General features: G+C 45.2%; 20 protein-coding genes. 10 read left to right on the forward strand and 10 right to left on the reverse strand.

Translation table 11 applies throughout. The annotated features are described in order from the left end of the window. Positions 1–106 precede the first annotated feature (106 nt). Positions 107–2,935, forward strand: a complete 2,829-nt coding sequence (locus GFS24_RS18805) for a glycosyl hydrolase (protein WP_253906528.1) — start codon at positions 107–109, stop codon at positions 2,933–2,935. On the opposite strand, the gene GFS24_RS18810 is transcribed toward GFS24_RS18805, so the two are convergent. After that, entirely contained in the window at positions 2,919–5,093 is a 2,175-nt protein-coding gene (locus tag GFS24_RS18810; protein ID WP_153662051.1) for a cation:proton antiporter, read from the reverse strand. The two genes, GFS24_RS18805 and GFS24_RS18810, sit on opposite strands and share 17 nt — an antisense overlap. Positions 5,094–5,173: 80 nt before the next feature. Between GFS24_RS18810 and GFS24_RS18815 the strand changes: the two genes are divergently transcribed. Then, the gene (locus tag GFS24_RS18815) at positions 5,174–5,479 is read left to right on the forward strand and encodes an ATP-dependent Clp protease adaptor ClpS (RefSeq protein ID WP_253906529.1); all 306 of its coding nucleotides are present in this window, start codon (positions 5,174–5,176) and stop codon (positions 5,477–5,479) included. Next, entirely contained in the window at positions 5,480–6,124 is a 645-nt protein-coding gene (gene aat, locus GFS24_RS18820) for a leucyl/phenylalanyl-tRNA--protein transferase (RefSeq protein ID WP_153662053.1), read from the forward strand. It abuts the gene before it with no gap. Here aat and GFS24_RS18825 read toward each other — a convergent pair. Together GFS24_RS18825 and GFS24_RS18830 are read right to left on the reverse strand one after the other, a co-directional pair. Beyond that, a complete protein-coding gene (locus GFS24_RS18825; RefSeq protein ID WP_153662056.1) occupies positions 6,119–6,505 on the reverse strand; it encodes a VOC family protein in 387 nt (128 codons plus the stop codon). The two genes, aat and GFS24_RS18825, sit on opposite strands and share 6 nt — an antisense overlap. Positions 6,506–6,510: 5 nt before the next feature. Beyond that, positions 6,511–7,437 (reverse strand): hypothetical protein, encoded by a 927-nt coding sequence (locus tag GFS24_RS18830; protein WP_153662058.1) that lies wholly within the window; start codon positions 7,435–7,437, stop codon positions 6,511–6,513. 107 nt (positions 7,438–7,544) lie between these two features. On the opposite strand from GFS24_RS18830, the gene GFS24_RS18835 reads away from it, so the two are divergent. From GFS24_RS18835 to GFS24_RS18850, 4 genes are all read left to right on the forward strand, one after another. Next, entirely contained in the window at positions 7,545–8,204 is a 660-nt protein-coding gene (locus GFS24_RS18835; RefSeq protein ID WP_153662060.1) for a metal-dependent transcriptional regulator, read from the forward strand. Between the two features lie 9 nt (positions 8,205–8,213). After that, positions 8,214–10,094 (forward strand): Nramp family divalent metal transporter, encoded by a 1,881-nt coding sequence (locus tag GFS24_RS18840; protein ID WP_153662062.1) that lies wholly within the window; start codon positions 8,214–8,216, stop codon positions 10,092–10,094. 9 nt (positions 10,095–10,103) lie between these two features. Then, on the forward strand, positions 10,104–10,508 hold the full coding sequence (locus tag GFS24_RS18845; protein ID WP_153662064.1) for a thioesterase family protein: 405 nt from the start codon (positions 10,104–10,106) through the stop codon (positions 10,506–10,508). 132 nt (positions 10,509–10,640) lie between these two features. Beyond that, on the forward strand, positions 10,641–10,904 hold the full coding sequence (locus GFS24_RS18850) for a helix-turn-helix transcriptional regulator (protein WP_153662066.1): 264 nt from the start codon (positions 10,641–10,643) through the stop codon (positions 10,902–10,904). Positions 10,905–10,945: 41 nt separating this feature from the next. On the opposite strand, the gene GFS24_RS18855 is transcribed toward GFS24_RS18850, so the two are convergent. The 5 genes from GFS24_RS18855 to GFS24_RS18875 form a co-directional block, all read right to left on the reverse strand. Further along, on the reverse strand, positions 10,946–11,677 hold the full coding sequence (locus GFS24_RS18855; RefSeq protein ID WP_153662068.1) for a LytTR family DNA-binding domain-containing protein: 732 nt from the start codon (positions 11,675–11,677) through the stop codon (positions 10,946–10,948). Next, positions 11,655–12,719, reverse strand: coding sequence for a histidine kinase (locus GFS24_RS29475; RefSeq protein WP_153662070.1), 1,065 nt, complete (start codon positions 12,717–12,719; stop codon positions 11,655–11,657). Before GFS24_RS29475 ends, GFS24_RS18855 begins: the two co-directional genes overlap by 23 nt. Positions 12,720–12,723: 4 nt before the next feature. Next, positions 12,724–13,077 carry a DUF4288 domain-containing protein gene (locus GFS24_RS18865; protein ID WP_153662072.1) on the reverse strand — a complete coding sequence of 118 codons (354 nt, stop codon included), beginning with the start codon at positions 13,075–13,077 and terminating at the stop codon, positions 12,724–12,726. Between the two features lie 75 nt (positions 13,078–13,152). Further along, entirely contained in the window at positions 13,153–13,860 is a 708-nt protein-coding gene (locus GFS24_RS18870; protein WP_153662074.1) for a LiaI-LiaF-like domain-containing protein, read from the reverse strand. A 121-nt stretch (positions 13,861–13,981) separates the two neighbouring features. Beyond that, the gene (locus GFS24_RS18875) at positions 13,982–14,650 is read right to left on the reverse strand and encodes an FAD-binding oxidoreductase (RefSeq protein ID WP_153662076.1); all 669 of its coding nucleotides are present in this window, start codon (positions 14,648–14,650) and stop codon (positions 13,982–13,984) included. 111 nt (positions 14,651–14,761) lie between these two features. Between GFS24_RS18875 and icd the strand changes: the two genes are divergently transcribed. The 3 genes from icd (at position 14,762) to GFS24_RS18890 (ending at position 18,546) form a co-directional block, all read left to right on the forward strand. Continuing rightward, positions 14,762–16,027: an NADP-dependent isocitrate dehydrogenase gene (icd, locus tag GFS24_RS18880; protein WP_153662078.1), complete on the forward strand. Its 1,266-nt coding sequence runs from the start codon at positions 14,762–14,764 to the stop codon at positions 16,025–16,027. Between the two features lie 73 nt (positions 16,028–16,100). Then, on the forward strand, positions 16,101–17,333 hold the full coding sequence (locus tag GFS24_RS18885) for an NADP-dependent isocitrate dehydrogenase (protein WP_153662080.1): 1,233 nt from the start codon (positions 16,101–16,103) through the stop codon (positions 17,331–17,333). 82 nt (positions 17,334–17,415) lie between these two features. Further along, entirely contained in the window at positions 17,416–18,546 is a 1,131-nt protein-coding gene (locus tag GFS24_RS18890) for a TlpA disulfide reductase family protein (protein ID WP_153662082.1), read from the forward strand. 10 nt (positions 18,547–18,556) lie between these two features. On the opposite strand, the gene GFS24_RS18895 is transcribed toward GFS24_RS18890, so the two are convergent. Both GFS24_RS18895 and GFS24_RS18900 read right to left on the reverse strand, forming a co-directional pair. Further along, positions 18,557–18,922, reverse strand: a complete 366-nt coding sequence (locus tag GFS24_RS18895) for a hypothetical protein (protein WP_153662084.1) — start codon at positions 18,920–18,922, stop codon at positions 18,557–18,559. A 262-nt stretch (positions 18,923–19,184) separates the two neighbouring features. Further along, on the reverse strand, positions 19,185–19,664 hold the full coding sequence (locus GFS24_RS18900) for a hypothetical protein (protein WP_153662086.1): 480 nt from the start codon (positions 19,662–19,664) through the stop codon (positions 19,185–19,187). Positions 19,665–19,802: the final 138 nt, after the last annotated feature.

Genomic DNA, 19,802 nt, shown 5'->3' on the forward strand with positions numbered 1-19,802 from the left:
AGATTTACGCAATAAGGAAAAAGAAAGGGGCAGGAAGCTACAGGATGCCCTACCGCCCCCTAAAAGTTATCTTAGTTATATGATGTTCTCCCAACTTTTTGTTTACATGCTATTGCTGCTGCCACCGGATAGTTTGAAATCCGGTTTCCTGCAACCGCCTCCTTCTGCAAGGCCCGGTGTTTACTGGTACTTCATGGATGGCAACCAATCTAAATCTTCCATGACGGCAGACCTGGAATCCATGAAACGTGCGGGGATCGGGAATCTTGTATTTCTTGAAGTGAATGTGGGCGTTCCGCGTGGCAAGGTGGATTTTTTGAGTGAGCAATGGCAGGAACTGTTTGCCCATGCGGTGCATGAAGCGGAAAGGTTAGGGATTGAGATCACATTGGGTGTGGGGCCTGGATGGAGTGGCAGTGGCGGGCCATGGGTAACTCCCGGTCAGTCCATGCAACATCTTGTAGCGAGTACTACCAAAGTTAGCGGGGGTGCTGAGGTTTTGAAACTTCCTGTGCCTCCACCACGCAAACCATTTTTTGGCGAAGGGGGATTAACTCCTATAATGAAAACACAGTGGAAAGATTTTTATGAAGATGTGGCGGTGCTGGCTTTCCCCACTCCTGCTGCTGAACATGCTATCACGGACGCAGATGAAAAGGCCTTGTATTACCGTGCACCTTTTAGTTCTGTAAAAGGAGTGAAACCTTATCTCACTGCTATGGTGAGTGATGGGCCTGCTATTCCAAAAAATCAGATCATTGTACTCACGGATAAACTGCAAAAGGATGGTACGCTCCTCTGGAAAGTGCCTCCCGGCAACTGGACCATTATGCGTTTTGTTAGCAGGAATAATGGTGCGGTGACCAGGCCTGCTCCTTTTCCGGGATTGGGATTTGAAGCAGATAAATTTGATACAGTGGCGATGAATGCTCACCTGGATGCCTATACGGGGAAATTATTGCGTAAGGTAGGACCACGGAAAACAACCGGTGGCGGATGGAAGAACCTGCATATGGATAGCTGGGAAATGGGTGCACAAAACTGGACGGCGGCATTCAGGCAGGAATTCATCAAACGGAGAGGATATGATCCGCAACCTTTTTATCCCGTTTACCTGGGGAACATTGTAGAAAGCGCAGCCATCAGCGAACGGTTCCTCTGGGACCTCCGGCAGACATCACAGGAACTGGTGCTGGATTTCCATGTACAACATTTAAAGAACTACAGCCACCGGAATGGATTTAAATTATCCATTGAACCTTATGATATGAATCCTACAGCAGACCTCGAACAGGGTGCGCTGGCGGATATCCCCATGTGTGAATTCTGGAGCAAAGGGTTTGGGTATAATACTTCTTTCAGTTGTATTGAAGCTACTTCCATCGGGCATATAAATGGTTCCTCCGTTATTGCGGCGGAAGCTTTTACAGCAGAGAACAATGAATCATGGAAACAACATCCGGGATCTATGAAGAACCAGGGGGATTGGGCTTTTGCGATGGGGATCAATCGTTTTTTCTATCATACTTTTATCAACCAGTCGCTCAACGATTCATTAAGGCCGGGCATGACGATGGGGCCTTATGGTGTGCATTGGGACAGAGGGCAAACCTGGTGGCCGATGGTGGATGCTTATCACCGCTACATTTCAAGATGCCAGTTCATCCTGCAACAGGGACGTGCGGTGGCAGATATCTTATACCTCACACCGGAAGGGGCCCCACATGTTTTCCGCCCGCCCCTTTCTGCATTAACGGGAGATGAATTTTTGCCGGACAGGAAGGGATTTAATTTTGATGGATGTGCGCCCAGTCAATTGTATAAAGCCCGTGTGCATAATAAACAGATTGTATTTCCCAGTGGTGCTAGTTACCGGGTACTAGTATTGCCTGCTTCGGAAACGATGACGATCCCTTTATTGGAAAAGATCCGCGCGCTCGTGAATGAGGGCGCATTGGTGGTGGGTTTGCCACCTGTGCGTACACCTGGTTTATCAGGTTATCCGGCTGCGGATCAGCAATTACAGGCCATTGCAAAGGAAACGAAATTATTTGCAGTGCCTTATGATTCGCTGTATCCTTCTTATGATGTGGTTGCCAAACTGCTGGATGTGAAAGAAGATTTTACTTCTACTGGTGCTATACGTTATACACATCGCGTTACGGAGAACAGGGATATTTATTTTGTGTCCAATCGTACTGACCAGGTTGTACAGGCGAACAATACTTTCCGTACAACACAAGGAGCACCGGAAATCTGGGACCCATTAACAGGTACAACCAGCTTGCTGCCTGAATTTGAAACTTTTCAAGGTTCTACTACCATTCCCATGCGGTTTGAGCCTTATCAGAGTTATTTTATTGTATTTGAAAAAGGTGTTGTTGGGAAGAAGAGCTTTCCGAAACAAACAATCGCAGATACTTTGCAAGGGCCATGGAAGGTTTCATTTGATCCAAAATGGGGAGGGCCTTCACAGATCGTATTTGATCAATTGCAGGACTGGACTACAAGGCCGGAAGAAGGTATTAAATATTATTCCGGTACTGCCACTTACCGTAAGCAGTTTTCCTTCGTGAAAAATAATAAACACTATTATTTAGATCTGGGAAATGTGAAGAACATGGCGCGTATAAAACTAAATGGTAAAGACCTTGGTGTGTTGTGGACAGCACCGTGGCGCGTGGAGATCACAGATGTTTTGCAAAAAAACAACCTGTTGGAAATAGAAGTAGTGAACCTCTGGCCCAACAGGTTGATCGGAGATGCCAAACTTCCGGATGATGGTGTTAAAAATGGACAATGGCCAGCGTGGTTACTGGAAGGCAAAAAGCGCACCAGCGGGCGGTATACTTTTACAACGTATAGTCCTTATAAACCGGATTCACCGTTGTTGCCATCAGGACTTACAGGGCCGGTGACTATTCTTCTTCGGTGATATTTCCTTTTGGTTTATTTCCTTTAAAGATCCGCCTAACGGCTTTGCGGATCCTGTTGAAGTTCACCAGTTGTTCCTGTATCGGCATTAAGGTGATATCACCATCCTGTATGCCGGGCTCACTGTTTTCTGTGGCTGTTTGTTCAGGATATACAAGTAATACGTTGTTATCTTTAAAATGCCTGCCCAGCCTGGCGGGTGTTCCTTCCAGGTAAGGCTGATAAGACAGTGTTCCTTTACGGGCAGAAACTACTACCAAAAGATCATCGCGGGAAATGCTGCGGGCCAGTACCAGGAAATCCTCTAAATTTTCCAGTTCGCGGAAAGTTAGGTCTACACTGGTTTTGGCCGCTATGATGAATCGTTGTACAGCCGCTTGTGTTTTGCGGCCTGCATATACTACCATCTTAGCACCAGCCTGTTTAGCCAGCAGTATGATCTTTTGCAGGTAATGCGCAAAACCAATTTCGTATTCTGTATTCTTTGGCATCACCAGTACCAGTTTCTTGGTGGTATTGAGCGGATGATTAAAATGACAGATGAATACGGTTTCCCAAACACTTTGCAGTACGTTATCTGTAGTAGTACCAAAGATATTTCCGAAGAGGCGGTCTGTGGCACTGTTCTTATCACTCCAGCCAAGGATCACATCTGAGATCAGCAATTCTTTTACGGTGCGGGAAATACCATCTGTAACGTTGAGGTCTACACGCGTTACTACCTGTACATTGCTTTCAGAAGCGGCAGCATGGATCACTGCTTTCTCCATCATCTTGTTACTGACAAATATTTTATCGCGGGCTTCCGCATCATCCTGTACTATTACAAGGGGATGAATAGGTTCCCGGCTTAAAGGATCTTTTATCATCAGCGCAAAATCTATCAGGGATTCCATGCGCTCGGGATTGGCAATGGGGATCAGGATCTTTTCCACGCCACCGGTGATCTCTGGTTTTTTCTCTGCTTCCCTGATGGCAAGTTTACGGCCGGCACTTTCTGTTACAAAAGAGCCCACCATACAGGTGACAAGGATAAGGATGATGGTACCATTGAGTACATTCTCATTGATGATGCCCATCTTAAAACCGATCAGGATAACGGCGATAGTAGCTGCAGCATGTGAACTGCTCAGGCCAAATATGATGTTCCGCTGTGTGGGAGAATAACCAAAAGAAAGCTGGGTGAAAAATGCAGCCAGCCATTTGCTGAATAGGGCCATTGCTGTTAAAGCACCAGCTATGATCAATGCTTCCGGGCCTTTCATCAATACACGCAGGTCTACGATCATACCTACGCTGATCAAAAAGAAAGGAATGAATAAAGCGCTGCCCACAAATTCCATCCTGTTCATCAGGGGAGAAGTATGCGGGATGAGCTGATTGAGGGCAAGGCCTGCCAGGAAAGCTCCGATGATAGCTTCCACACCAGCCAGTTCTGCGAGGAATCCTGCCAGGAATACCAGCGCGAGTACAAATATGAAGTGGGATGTTTTATCGTCTTTGATCTTTTTAAAGAACCATCTGCCGATGATGGGGAAACCCCACAACACGATTCCTGCAAAAATAGCGAGGGAAATACCCAGCCTTAACCAGAAGGCAGTGTTAAGATTTCCGGCTTCTGCCCCTGTAATAATAGCCAGGATCAATAATACAGCGGTGTCTGTAATAATGGTGCCCCCTACGGCCACGGTCACCGCTTCATTTTTGGTGATGCCCAGGCGGCTGGCCAGTGGATAAGCCACAAGGGTGTGGGTAGCGAACATGCTGGAGATCAGCAAAGTAGCCATCAGATTGAAGTGCAGCACATAAGTGCAAAGCACATATCCCATGATGAGGGGGATAAAAAAGGTGAAGGCGCCAAAAACCAGGCTGCGGTGACGGTTCTTCCTGAATTCCGTCATATCCAGTTCCAGGCCTGCCAGGAACATAATGTACAATAAACCGGCATTTCCAAACAGGTCGATACTTCCTTTCTCTATGATCTTGAAGCCATGGTCTCCAATGGTCATTCCCGCTAAGATGAGTCCTATGATGCTGGGGATGCGGAATTTCCGCAAAATGATGGGCGCCAGCAGAATAATGAACAAAACCAACGAGAATATAGGCACTGGATCCTTCAGCGGTAAGCTGAACTCCATTAATAAAACCAATCCTTTCATGGCTGTTAATTTACGATCATTCTGCCAAAACCATGGTCATTACCAAAAAAATGTAACTTTGTGAAAACATCTGACAGATCATGAGTTATATGGGCACGGGGACGTCCGTTCAGGAACAAGTGGAAGTGCTGGTTGAAACAGAGGAGCAATTCCCTTTCAGTCTGGTAGTTTGGAATGATGAAGTGAATACCTTCGACTGGGTGATACAGTCATTAGTGGACGTTTGCGGTCATACGGAAGAGCAGGCGGAACAATGTGCGCTCATTATTCATCACAATGGTAAATACGCCGTTAAAAAAGGCGAATACACGGATCTGAAACCAATGCTCGAAGCTTTGCTAGACAGAGGGATCAGCGCCACCCTGGAAGAAACAGTAGCTTCTTAAATGCCCCTTTTCCAAATACCTGATAATGAATTGATCTTCCCGCCACTTCATAAGGCGGAGCCGGATGGCCTGCTGGCCATCGGTGGCGATCTTAGTATGGAAAGGCTGCTCCTGGCCTACCGTTCCGGCATATTTCCCTGGTATAACCGTAAACCCATCCTCTGGTGGTCCCCCGATCCCCGTTTTGTTTTATTTCCGGCAGAATTAAAAGTATCCAACAGCATGAAACAGCTGTTGCGCAAATCGCCTTTCCGTATTTCCATTAATGAGAATTTTGCAGGCGTGATCAGTAATTGCAGCAGTATTGAAAGAGAGGGACAGGATGGTACCTGGATCACGAAAGATATGATGGCGGCTTATTTGCAGTTGCATGAGGCGGGGTATGCTTTATCAGTGGAGTGCTGGCAAAATGAAGAACTGGTGGGTGGTTTATATGGACTGAAAATAGGGCGGTGTTTCTTTGGGGAGAGTATGTTCGCAAAAGTGAGCAATGCTTCCAAAGCTGCGTTCATTACATTCATACAGCAATACGAAAACGAACTGGCCATGGTGGATTGCCAGGTGCATACACATCATTTAGCTTCACTGGGCGCACGCTTCATCAGCAGGATCACTTTTGCGGATATTGTACAGCGGAACTTATAATTTCTCATCCACCGGCTCCCACAATTCTATCTTATGGCCTTCAGGATCTATGATCCATGCAAACTTACCGTAGTCAAATTCCTGCATCGCTCCTACTACCTGCACACCTTCTTTTTCCAGTTCGGCCAGCAATTCCACCAGGTTTTCCACCCTGTAATTGATCATAAAAGGTTTCTCGCTGGGTTGCAGGTACTCCGTATCCTTTTTCATGGTGCTCCATTGTGTGGTGCCTTTTTTCTCCGGGTTATCCAGATCCCTCCATTCAAAACTGGCTCCCCATTGGGTAACAGGCACACCCAGGTGTTTACCATACCATTCGTTCATTTTTGCAGGATCTTCGCATTTAAAGAAGATGCCTCCGATACCGGTTACTCTTTTCATACGTTTTATTTTTTCTTTTTGATAAAAGTACCCTCAAAGAAACATTTGATACCACGATAAGCACCACAGCCCGTTTCTTTGATGGTCACCTTCCCGCTGCTGAATTTGAAATCCAGGATGCAGGAAGTGTTTTTATCTCTGAACTGACCTGTAGTAGCTGTTGTATAACGACCAACGCCATCTATCTCTCCCACACAATCCCCGTTATCCCGTGAAAAATGTATAAAAAATAAAAACTCTTTTGCTGTTTCCCCGTCGCGGATGGATACCAGGTTTTGTTCTCCGGAAGCGTAGTTGGCGGAGAACTTATGTTTGCGTGCGAGGGTATCTATCGGGTTGTATAAACCAGTGCTGGTGGGTTCGTTGGAATTGGTCATGATCAGTGCCAGGCTACCATCCGGGTTGGCTGCATATACATCTTCCCTGGTAGACAGCTGGCCGGGGGCTCTTTGGGTTTCTGTGGTCACTTTTAAATTCTGCCTGGTATCCAGTACAAAACCCACGCGGGTATTGTTAGCGGTTGTATTTTTTGCTACCAGGTGGCGTTGCAGGAATTTTCCTTCTTTATCATATATGCATAACCAGGCCACATTTCCTGCTTTGGTGGTGCCTTCCACTACAAAAAACTGTTGTTCTTCTGATTTAGTATAAGCACGGGGGAAAAACTTTGGTTTCTCCGCTGCTGTGAAAGTGCCTTTTGCCAGGGTATCCGGCAGAAATTGCTTCACTACTCTTGCTTTCAGGGCAAAAGTATCCGGAATGCGGCGTTTCAGGGAATCCGCGTTGAGCCTGTAGGCAGCGGTTATTTCAGGGAAAAATTCCTTGAAATCCTTAAAGGTGAGCACACGATCTTCATCATTGGCAGGTTTGGAAGTATTCGTACAGGCCGCAAACAGGCCAAACATTAGTGTCAGGAGTAGGATTCTGCTCATATCATGCTATAATTGAGCGAAAAGGTAAATATAATTCCATATATCTCCCAGAACTTCCTAATTTGAAAAATACTATTTAGATTTGTCTAAATTATATTTTAGATACCATGAATTTGACGAACGCGGAAGAGAACTACATCAAATCTATTTTCAAGCTGCAGGACGGTACTTCAGTGGTGAGTACCAATGCCATCGCTTATGACCTGGATACGAAACCGGCTTCGGTGACGGACATGGCCAAAAAGCTGAAGGAAAAGAAACTGATAGATTATGAAAAGTACCAGGGTATTACACTCACAGCGGAAGGACGCAGGTTTGCTTTGCAAATTGTACGCCGGCACCGGTTGTGGGAATGTTTCCTGGTGGATAAGTTGTCTTTCAGCTGGGATGAGGTACATGAGATAGCAGAAGAGCTGGAACATGTGAAGAGTGAAAAACTCGTGAACCGCCTCAGCGAATTCCTGGGCAATCCTACTACTGACCCGCATGGTGATCCTATTCCGGATGCACAGGGGAAAATGAGCAAATCCAAACAGCTCGTTTCCCTGGACAAAGCTACCTCCAAACGACTGGAAGTAGCCGGGGTTTCCGATCAGTCCTCCTCTTTGCTGGAATTCCTGAAGGCAAAGGGCATCAGGCTGGGTACACAGATAGAAGTTATTGAACGCTACGATTTTGATAACTCTGTTGAGATCAAGATAAAGAATCAATCTGCTTTTACCATCAGTGAGCAGGTATCGAAAACAATCATGGTGAAATCATTGTAAGCAGATCTTATGAAATTGCAGGACCACGCGGCATCTCTCAGCGAAGTACATCAAAGCATAGATACAACTGGCAAAAACACCAGCAAATGGCGCAGGATATTGGCTTTCTTTGGCCCCGCGTATTTAGTAAGTGTGGGTTATATGGACCCCGGAAACTGGGCCACAGACTTAGCAGGCGGTAGTAAATTCGGCTATACGCTCCTTTGGGTTTTAGTGATGAGTAACCTGATGGCTTTGCTGCTGCAAAGTCTCAGTGCCCGGCTTGGTATAGTTCGTGGGCGTGACCTTGCACAGGCCAACAGGGAAACTTATCCGGCGCCGGTGAACTTTGTATTGTATATCCTCGCAGAGATTGCCATTGCAGCGACGGACCTTGCAGAAGTATTAGGTATGGCCATCGGGATACAACTCTTAACGGGTATGCCTTTGATGTGGGGTGTTTCGCTGACGGTGTTAGATACTTTCCTGTTGTTATTATTACAACGTTATGGCATCCGTAAGATGGAAGCTTTTATCATTGCGCTGGTGGCCATTGTGGGCACCTCCTTCCTCATACAACTTTTACTGGCTAAACCGGATATGGCAGAAGTGGTAACGGGTTTCGTTCCTTCCCTTCCGGATGAAACGGCTTTATACATTGCCATTGGGATCATTGGCGCTACGGTGATGCCGCATAATTTATATCTCCATTCTGCTTTGGTGCAAACGCGGAAGATCAAAAAAACGGAAGAGGGCATTAAGCAGGCTATTAGAATTAATTTCTGGGATACTACCATTGCGCTGAACCTGGCCTTCTTTGTGAATGCAGCCATCCTCATACTGGCGGCCTCTGTTTTCTTTAAAGCGGGACATACAGAAATTGCGGATCTGCATGAAGCGCATCGGATGCTGGAACCTTTGCTGGGTGGAAAGTTGGCTCCTATCCTTTTTGCAGTGGCATTGATTGCAGCAGGGCAAAGTTCTACGGTAACGGGTACACTGGCAGGGCAAATTGTAATGGAAGGTTATCTGCGTTTGCGGATCAATCCCTGGTTGCGAAGATTGATCACCCGGCTGGTGGCTATTGTGCCTGCACTTATTGTGATATGGGTTTCAGGAGAAGAAAAGATAGGGCACTTGCTGGTGTTTAGCCAGGTGTTACTGAGTTTGCAATTAGGCTTTGCCGTTATTCCGCTGATCCACTTTGTAAGTGATAAACAAACGATGGGGCAGTTTGCCATCAGGTGGCATGTAAAAGTAGCGGCATGGCTGATTGCCACTGTTTTGGTGTATCTTAATATACGTATGGTATATTCCGAAGCCAGCACTTTTATCCGTGAGAATCAAAATATATGGATAGATCTACTGATCGTATTCATAGGGGTGATATTTGTTGCCCTGCTGGTGACTACTATTATCTATCCGTTCCTTAGCCGTTATCGTCAGAAAGGTTCTGCGCGTATGCATCCTACACAGGTAACATTGGGCAACCTGGAAGCGCCTAAGTATAAAAAGATCGCTTTGGCTTTGGACTTTTCCCAGTTCGATGAAAAGATCATTGCGAATGCATTGGCACAAGGGCAACCGGATACAGAATATGTGCTGATCCATATTGTGGAAAGTGCTTCTGCCCGTTACTTCGGGAAAGATGCAGATGACTTTGAAACGCGGAAAGACCAGGAACAGCTGGATACTTACCTTGCCCTGCTGCAAAGTAAGAACATCCGTGCGAAAGGGATCTTAGGGTACCGTCATCGTGCAAAAGAAATTGTGCGCATCGTTAAACAGGAGCAGGCGGATCTGCTGATCCTTGGCGGGCATGGGCATACGGGCATCAAGGATTGGATCTATGGCGAAACGGTGAACAATGTGCGGCATTATGTACATATTCCTGTATTAGTAGTACAATAAACATATTTCATGTTAGACATTTTTCAACCCGGTGATGTTAAAACTTTCCAACGCATAGTGCGGAAAGAAGACTGTGCTGCATTTGACAGTGGACTGGTGCATCCTGTGTATGCTACGTTTGCATTGGCACGGGATGCGGAATGGTGTTGCCGTTTGTTTGTGCTGGAGATGAAAGAAACAGATGAAGAAGGGATTGGAACGATGCTTAGTTTGCAGCATGTGTCTCCTGCTCTTGAAGGCAGTACAGTTGATTTCATAGCAACGGTGAAAGCGATCAATGGGCATGAGATTATCTGCACGTTGGAAATAAAGGTGGGTGATAGGGTTATTGCTACGGGGGAAAATGGGCAGAAGATCTTGAAGAAGGAAAAGCTGGAGGGGTTGTTTAAGAGATTGAATCCGTCTTCCTCTTAATAATCGGAGAAATTCTCCGAAACAGGCAATATTTTCGGCGGTTTAAATTGCGTTGAATCAAATGAAGGGTTGTATTTTTGCAACATATCAATCAAGCATAGAAATAACTGGATGATTGTTATTTATCAAAAAATGGCTACGAAACTAGATCTTATTTATGAAAGGGTGCCAGAACATACAAAGGTACTGGTATCAAAGTCCTTCGATATTTCGGAAAGGATACTTGATATATTAGAGGAGAAGCACTGGACACAAAAAGATCTTGGTGAAAGGCTCTCTAAAAAAGAATCAGAGATCAGTAAGTGGATGAAAGGAACTCATAATTTTACGTCCGAGATGATCGCTAAAATAGAAATTGCTTTAGGACAAATGATCCTTGATAGCAAATCAAAATAACATTGTCCTCCTTTGATGCATAAAAGCGTTGGGGCTAATAATTACAACCCCAACACTTCCTTCAACTTCGGATAACCCGTTTTGCTGACTAATATCTTACTACCATCCCGCAGGATAGCCAGATAAGTTTCTTTCTCATAAGGATCAATACGTGTGATCTGGCTTACATTTAAAATAAAAGAACGATGCACGCGGATGAATTGCTGCGGGTCCAGCATCTTTTCAAAGAAGGCCATGGTTTTATTCTTCAGGAATGATCCTTCCGTTGTCACGATCTTCACATAATCATCCGCTGCTTCCAGGTAATGGATATCTTGTACGGGGATGATCTTGATCTTACCATTGATCTTTACTACTACCCTGTTATGTTGCATGGGCACTTCCTGAGAAGCGCTTTCCAGTAAAGCAGGTGTTACTTCTGTTTTTCTTTCCAGCATTTTCTGCAGAGCTTTATCAAACCTGTCTTTCGAAAAAGGTTTGAGCAGATAATCGATGGCGTTCACTTCAAATGCGCGGATAGCGTATTCTTCAAAAGCGGTGGTGAAGATCACACAGGGGATCTTATCTACCAGTTCCAGCATTTCAAAGCCGTTGATCTTGGGCATTTGGATGTCCAGGAAGATCAGGTCTGGCTGGTGTTGCTGGATGGCTTTCAGTCCTTCAAAGCCATCATTACATTCCGCCACCACTTCTATCTGCGGGTGTGCCTGCAAAAACTCTTTCACTAATTCCCTTGCCAGCGGCTCATCGTCAATCAGAACTGTTTTTATCATGGAGTTGTGGTATTTTAATAAAGGTCGTAAATAAGTTATCGTTGATCTTTGTTTCCAGCAGCCCCTGCTGCGCAAATAACAGATATAATCTTCTGCGGATAGAGTTCAGGCCGAAACCTGTTCCCTGGTAGGGCTGCTGTTGCAAAGACGGATCAAAGGGATTGGAAACAGACACAACGAGCATGCCGTTCTCCTGCCAGGCTTTGATCTCTATGGTGATCGCGTCAATTGTATCGTACAGGCCGAATTTGATGGCGTTTTCAACTACGGGCTGTAACAACATCGGCGGAATTTGCATATTTGAAACATCGTCTGTATAACTCACGTTGGTGGTTAAACGGTGACGGAAGCGTACTTTTTCAATATCCAGGTATAGTTCAAGATATACCAGTTCTTCTTTCAGTGGTATCCAGAGCTGATCTTCTTTTTTGAGTGTGCCGCGCAGGAAATCACTTAGTTTCTGGATCATTACCCTGGCTTCTTCCGGGCGAATGGATACGAGCGCATTGATAGAGTTCAGACTGTTGAAGAGGAAGTGCGGTTGTAATTGCTGCCGCAGCTTGTATAACTCTGCTTCTTTGGATAATTTTTCCGCTGCTTCTTTCCGGGCCAGTACCTGCCGTTGTTCTTCTAATTCGTACATGAAAAAACTAACGAAACCTACACCGGTGATGAGCATCCAGCCCAGTACAAATCTTATGGGCATACTGTCTGCCAGCCATAACATGTAAGAAGGTTCATCTCCCACACAGGCTTTCAGAATGTAGTAAACTGCAGTTAACCATATTAGGCTGACAACGGTCGTTAAAAAAGCTACATATACATACCTGTTCTTTACCGGCCTGTAAGCTGCGAGCATTTGTGTGATAGCCGCTACAGCCATAAAAAGCAGGGTATTATGCACAACGCTTTCCGATACGGCTATCAGTATTTTCATGTGCAGCCAGTTATATAAAATAACGCGGTGCAGGTTGAGAAAAATAACGAAGCCAATGATGAACGTCCAGCGGTAAGGCTTTTCTTTTAGCAGATAGGTAGCCACAATTCTATACGTTTAGTTCAAAAGACTTCTGTGATTGTAACTGGGCTGCTTTCATCTGCAACAGGGCGATGTAGCTGCTGGCATTTTCTGGTTCTTCTACGCGGGAGTAAAGTTCCATACCGTCTTTCAGGTCATCCAGCGTGTATAGTTCCGGCACGTTGATGAAGCGCCATTCTACTAATTCTTCTCTTTGATTCTTAAATGCGTACTGCTCTTGTTCACCAATCTGCAGTGCTTTTTTCCAGGCCTCTTGTTTGTTTACGGCACTGATCAAACGCAACTGTTCGTCGAACTGCGGGAGGTGTTCTCCTTTTCCGCATATTATCTGGTAAACGATCTTTGCAACAAACCAATACATGTTATTATGGTTTAATGATGATAAGGATGGAAGGGTAAAAAAACAATGAATAAAAGGGATGGCGGAAGGAAAGTATTAAAAGCTTTTCAGGTCTACCCCACCGAATACGCAGGAACCTCTGATGATCAAAACCTTGCCCGAATTGGCCATCGGCGGCACGCTGCGTTTATCTTCCACTCCGCCGAAGATGGTATTCACATCCATTCTTACATCCCAGCTGGCAGGAACGGTGATCTCCACCCCACCAAATACTGTTTCCACATTCAGGATGGCTTCTCCATTGATGTCTGCCTGTACAAAGTTCAGTTCTGTGCTACCGAAAACGGTGGTTACATTACCTCCTTTAAAATCTTTGGACAGGACCACTTTATTGGTACCGCTGAAAATTACGGTAGACTCTAAAAGGTCGTTGCTGGTACTGCCTTCCTGCACATAATTATCATATCGCTGTTTACGGGTACCGGCTTTACCTATGAGGGCGATACCAATAATGATGATAATGGAAGGCCACATGAAACGATGGAAGTCCCAGGTAAAAGGAACAATTCTATTTACGAGGAATACACTACCTACCAGGATCATGATAAACCAACCGGCGCCCTGGAACTTACGTTTCAAAGCCATTCCAAAACCAATTACGATCAGTAACATGGGCCAGCTGATCACCCAATCCGGCATATTGAGGTTCATGCGGTCCAGGAAAAAGAATAAACCAATACACAGTACAACCACGCCGGCCCAGAGACCATGAGTACTATCTTGATGACGATTATATCTGCTCATTATTTTGTGTTTTTTAAATTTTATGATACAAATCTACTCCGGGGCTGTATTTGTATCAATACTGCTTAGGCAGGAATGGGGGTATTACCGGTAAAACCGGGGAAATGACCGGTGAAAATGTTTACATCTCTACAACGATGGATTTACCGCCTAATTTCTGAAGGGTGGATTGGATAGCAGCCACCATGGGATCGGGGCCACAGATATAGAAATGCTGGGAAAAGTCCTTCACTTTTGACCGGAGGTATACTTCATCTATCCGGTGGTTATCATAACCGGGGATGGCTTCATCGGTGAGGGTATTGATGAAATTGGGACCTAATATCCGGCGGAATTCATCTTCCAGGATAATGTCCTCGCGGGCTTTATTGGAAAAGATCAGTTTGTTATTGCCCACTTTGCCTTCCTTTTCCAGGTGGCGAAAAATGGCAATAAATGGGGTGACGCCGGCCCCTCCGGCAATAAATACCCCTTCCCCTTCATAATGAATAGCTCCCCAGACATCGTGGATCCGTAAGCTGTCGCCAACTTTCAGCTGGCCCAGTTTGTTGGTTACACTGGGATGGGGGTGGTCATTATAGATCTTGATGGTGAATTCCAGGAAATCCCAGTTATTGAGGGCGGTGAAAGTAAAAGGGCGGAGCTGGTCTTCCCAGCCGGGCATGTTGATGGACACATCTGTCGCCTGCCCGGGCACAAATTCGTAGCCGACGGGCTTTTCGATCCTGAATCTCTTAACGTTATGGGTTACAGGGGTTATATCCAATATTGCAACAATATGTTCTGTCATAGCGCACCCAATTGTACATCTAATTTAAGGTAATTATCACAATTGGGATACCGCTTCCGTGTGACAAATGTGTTACCTTTGCGGTCAATTATAAAACAATAACTCAGCAATATGCCGGCAGAAAAAATTCAGATGATTAACGGGCAGATCAAGGTCCCTGCCCATCCTATTATTCCGTTCATTATTGGTGATGGCATAGGGCCGGATATCTGGCGTGCCAGTGTCCGGGTGTTTGATGCAGCCATAGAAAAGGCTTATGGCAGCGAACGTAAGATTGAGTGGAAAGAAGTACTGGCTGGTGAAAAGGCTTTCCAGGAAACCGGCGAATGGCTTCCCAAAACCACGCTGGATGCACTGAAAGAGTACCTCGTATCTATCAAAGGCCCGCTGAGCACACCTGTAGGTGGCGGTATCCGTTCCCTGAACGTGGCAATGCGCCAGGAGCTTGACCTTTATGCATGCGTTCGTCCTGTACGCTGGTTCAACAAAGTGCCTTCTCCTGTAAAACATCCTGAGAAGGTAGACATGGTGATCTTCCGTGAAAACACAGAGGATATCTACGCTGGTATTGAATATATGTACGGTACGGAAGATGCCAACAAACTCCTGAAGTTCTTACAGGAAGAACTGGGCGTTAAGCAGATCCGCTTCCCGGAAACCTCTTCTTTTGGTATCAAACCGGTATCTAAAGAAGGTACGGAAAGACTGGTACGTGCTGCTATTTCCTATGCCATTGAACATAAAAAACCTTCTGTGACCATCGTGCACAAAGGGAATATCATGAAGTTCACGGAAGGTGGCTTCAAGAACTGGGGTTATGAACTGGCTGCCCGTGAGTTTGGTGAGCAGGTATATACCTGGGAACAATGGGAGAAAACCAAAGCAGAGAAAGGTGAAGATGAGGCCAACCGCGAAATCAAGGTAGCACAGGCACATAACAAGATCATCATTAATGATGTGATCGCTGATAACTTCCTGCAACAGATACTGCTGGCGCCACAGGATTTCTCCGTGATTGCCACACTCAACCTGAATGGTGACTATATCTCTGATGCCCTTGCCGCTGCGGTAGGTGGTATTGGTATTGCTCCGGGTGGTAACATCAACTATACTACCGGCCATGCTGTATTTGAAGCTACACACGGCACAGCTCCCCGTTTTGCCAACACAGATACCATGAACCCTTCTTCCGTGATCCTTTCCGGTGTAATGATGCTGGAATACATGGGCTGGAAGGAAGCGGCAGAGATCATTGTACATGGCCTCAGCACAGCTATCATGCGTAAAAGGGTAACGATAGATTTCTACAAACTCATGGATGATGCCACCCTGGTAAAATGCAGTGAATTTGGAGATGAGATCATCAAACACCTTTAAGCTTGTATATTATTCAGGCTATTTGTATATTTCGTGTTTACTATCGACACATATTTAAAAAAACATTAAACCAATGTCTCAAAAAATCAAAGTAGCAAACCCTGTGGTTGAGCTGGATGGCGACGAAATGACGCGGATCATCTGGAAGTTCATTAAAGACAAACTGATCCTCCCCTACCTGGAGTTAGATATAAAATATTATGACCTTGGCATGGAATACCGTGACGAGACGAATGACCAGGTTACGATCGATGCAGCAAATGCTATCAAACAGTACAATGTTGGTATCAAATGCGCTACCATTACACCGGATGAAGATCGCGTAAAGGAATTTAAGCTGAAACAAATGTGGAAATCACCAAACGGTACCATTCGTAACATTTTGGACGGTACGGTTTTCCGTGAGCCCATCGTGATGAAGAATGTTCCGCGTTTAGTTCCCAACTGGACTGCTCCAATCTGCATCGGCCGTCACGCTTTTGGTGATCAGTACCGTGCTACGGATTTCGTGGTAAAAGGTAAAGGTAAACTCACCATCAAATTTGAAGGTGAAAATGGTGAAGTGATCGAACATGAAGTATACCAGTTCAAAGGTGATGGCGTTGCGCTGGCGATGTACAACACAGATGAATCTATCCGTGGTTTTGCACGTGCTTGCTTCAACCAGGCCCTCATTAAAAAATGGCCTCTCTACCTGAGCACCAAGAACACCATCCTGAAAAAATATGATGGTCGCTTTAAAGATATCTTTGAAGAAACTTACCAACAGGAGTTCAAAGCTGAATTCGACAAAGCGGGCCTCACTTATGAGCATCGCCTGATCGATGACATGGTAGCCAGCGCATTGAAATGGCATGGTAACTTTGTATGGGCTTGTAAAAACTATGATGGTGACGTACAGTCCGATACCGTTGCTCAAGGTTTTGGTTCCCTGGGTCTGATGACCTCTACCCTGGTTACACCTGATGGTAAAACTATGGAAGCAGAAGCTGCACATGGTACTGTAACCCGTCACTATCGTGATCACCAGGCAGGCAAACCAACTTCCACTAACCCTATCGCTTCCATCTTTGCATGGACACGCGGTCTGGAATTCCGTGGTAAGCTGGATAACAACCAGGAGCTGATCAATTTCTGCCAGGCTTTGGAACAAGTATGTATCGAAGTGGTGGAAAGCGGTAAAATGACCAAAGACCTCGCGGTTTGTATCCATGGTAACAAAGTGGAACATGGTAAACATTACCTGTACACCGAAGAATTCCTGACGGAGTTAGATAACGCACTGAAATTGAAGCTGAACAAATAAGGCTTTGACCGATAGTCACAAAGTCCCGCATTTTCTGCGGGACTTTTTTTATTTTACATGGGCAAATCAAACCAACATTAAAATGAGATTATCTTCTATTTTACCCGGCTTACTGTTGTTACCCGCCCTGGCCGGAGCACAAACTAATTTTACCATTAAAGGCAAAGTGGGTCAGCTGAATGAACCTGTTAAAGCTTACCTGCGTTATGCTGTGGATGGTAAACAGGTAACGGATTCTGCTGTTCTGGCGCATGGTACCTTTGAGTTCAAAGGCACGGTGAAAGAACCCATGATGGCGATGGTGTCCTTATATTATGGTCCTGATGCTTCCCGTTTTGTGAACAGCACAGAAAGGGCCAAATTATACCTGGAAAATGGTACGATCTCCATTGAGAGCGCGGATTCTATCAAAAATGCTACTGTAAAAGGTGGTATTGTCAACACAGAAAATGCTGAGTTGAGTGCGATGATGAAACCATTGGAGAAACGTAATGCTGATCTGATGGCGCTCTGGATGAGCAAATCTGAATCAGAACGTAAGGATTCTGTATTCTATGCTGGTGTGATGGCTACTAACGATGCCATTATGAAAGATCAGAAAGAAATACTGCGGAAGTTCATTACCTCCAAACCTAAATCTGTTCTGGGCCTTGAGGCTTTGAAAGAATATGCTGGTTCCTTCCCTGATTACCAGGAAGTACAACCGCTCTTCAAATCCCTGGCGGCTGATGTTCAGAAAAGTGAGCAAGGTGTGAAATATGCTGACCGTTTAGAGAAAGTGAAAGCTGTGGCGATCGGAGCTGTGGCGCCTGATTTTACGCAGAATGATCCTGAAGGCAAACCTGTTTCCCTGGCTTCTTTCAGAGGTAAATATGTGCTGATCGATTTCTGGGCTTCCTGGTGTGGTCCTTGTCGTGCTGAGAACCCTGCAGTGGTGAAGGCTTATAATGAATATAAAGACAGGAACTTTACTATTCTCGGGGTTTCTCTGGATCAGGAAGGTGCGCATGCTAAATGGGTGGAGGCTATTAAAGCTGATAACCTGACATGGACGCAGGTGTCTGATCTGGCGTTCTGGAAGAATGCGGTGGCGCAGCAGTATGCGGTGAATTCTATTCCTCAGAATTTCCTGTTGGATCCTAATGGGAAGATCATTGCTAAGAACCTTCGTGGGAAGACCCTTGAAGCTAAGTTGGCTGAGGTGATTAAATAAATTTATTTTTTTATACTGAGATAAAGGGCGCCTGAGAGGGTGCCCTTTTTTTTGTGCTGGGGGTTTGCCGCGCAGCAAAGGGCGGGTTTCTTTCTTTTTTAGATGAAGCTTTTTGGGGAATGATGTTTTTGCTGAGAGTTTGCCGCGCAGCAGAGGGCGGATTTCTTTCTTTTTTAGATGAAGCTTTTTGGGCAAGAAGCTTTTCTTCTTTTTGAAAGGGGGGGCTTTTTAGGAAGAAGCTTTTTTGACAAGAAGTTTTTCTTCTTTTTGAAAGAGGATTTTTCCTTTTAGGAAGAAGGTTTTCTGAAGATGGAGAAGGATTCTTTGAGATGAGAACTGAGTTAAATAAAAAACTAACTGCTGAAGTGAGTGACACAACGGCGGCTGAGTAAAGAAGTAAAAGTTGGTTCCCCAATAACTTTTATAACTATATGCCTGGAGTTTGCCGCGCAGCAAAGGGCGGAAGTTTTTTATTTTTAGGTAGAGTTTCTTTTATGACGGAGTTTTTCCCTTTGGGAAAAGGAGGTTTTTCTCTCTTAGAGAGGAAGGAGTTTTTTTCTTTTGAAAAGAGATTTTTCTCTCTTAGAGAGGAGATTTTCTTTTTAGGGGCGGAAGTCTATCCTTTTAGTTCAAAAAAACTACACCTGTATCTCTATGATGCAGATGTTTCCTGCTACATCATAGACTTTTATAGTGAAGGGCTTTTCTATGAGGGGGAACTCCCATTGTTTGTTATTTAGTACGGCGTGGCCTGGGCCTACTTGCACTTTTACTATGGGGTGTTTGGCTTTTGCTTTGATGACTACCTTTTCTTTTACAATTACTTCTACTTCCGGTTTGTGGTAAGCATCCTGAAAAGCTGCGTTGAAGGCAGTTTGGTTGGGTTTCTTTATTGATTGATAGTAGGCCTTCTTCTCCGGGTCTTTGACGGCGGCTTTGGCGAAGTCGTTGGCTCTTTTGAAGCGTTCCTGGTTCGCTATCTGGGTAGCGGTTTTGGGCGGGTATTTGCAGGGACGGTTGCACATGACCGTTTTGCCGAACCGCTGACGGAAGACGATCTGCTTTGCGAAGGTACCTGTGGCCTTCCGGAGGATGACGTTATCGTTTGTTAGTGCCATAATACTAAGATAAGGCTTTTATCTTGCATTTCTTGTCGAATCTTAAGCCTATGTCGAACGTATCTGGGATATTAGAATGAGCTTCTAAGGGTATGATATTCCTGAACTGTTATGAAAATGATATCGTAGGAAGCTAAT

The organism is Chitinophaga sp. SYP-B3965, from assembly GCF_009647655.1.
Lineage (GTDB): Bacteria > Bacteroidota > Bacteroidia > Chitinophagales > Chitinophagaceae > Chitinophaga.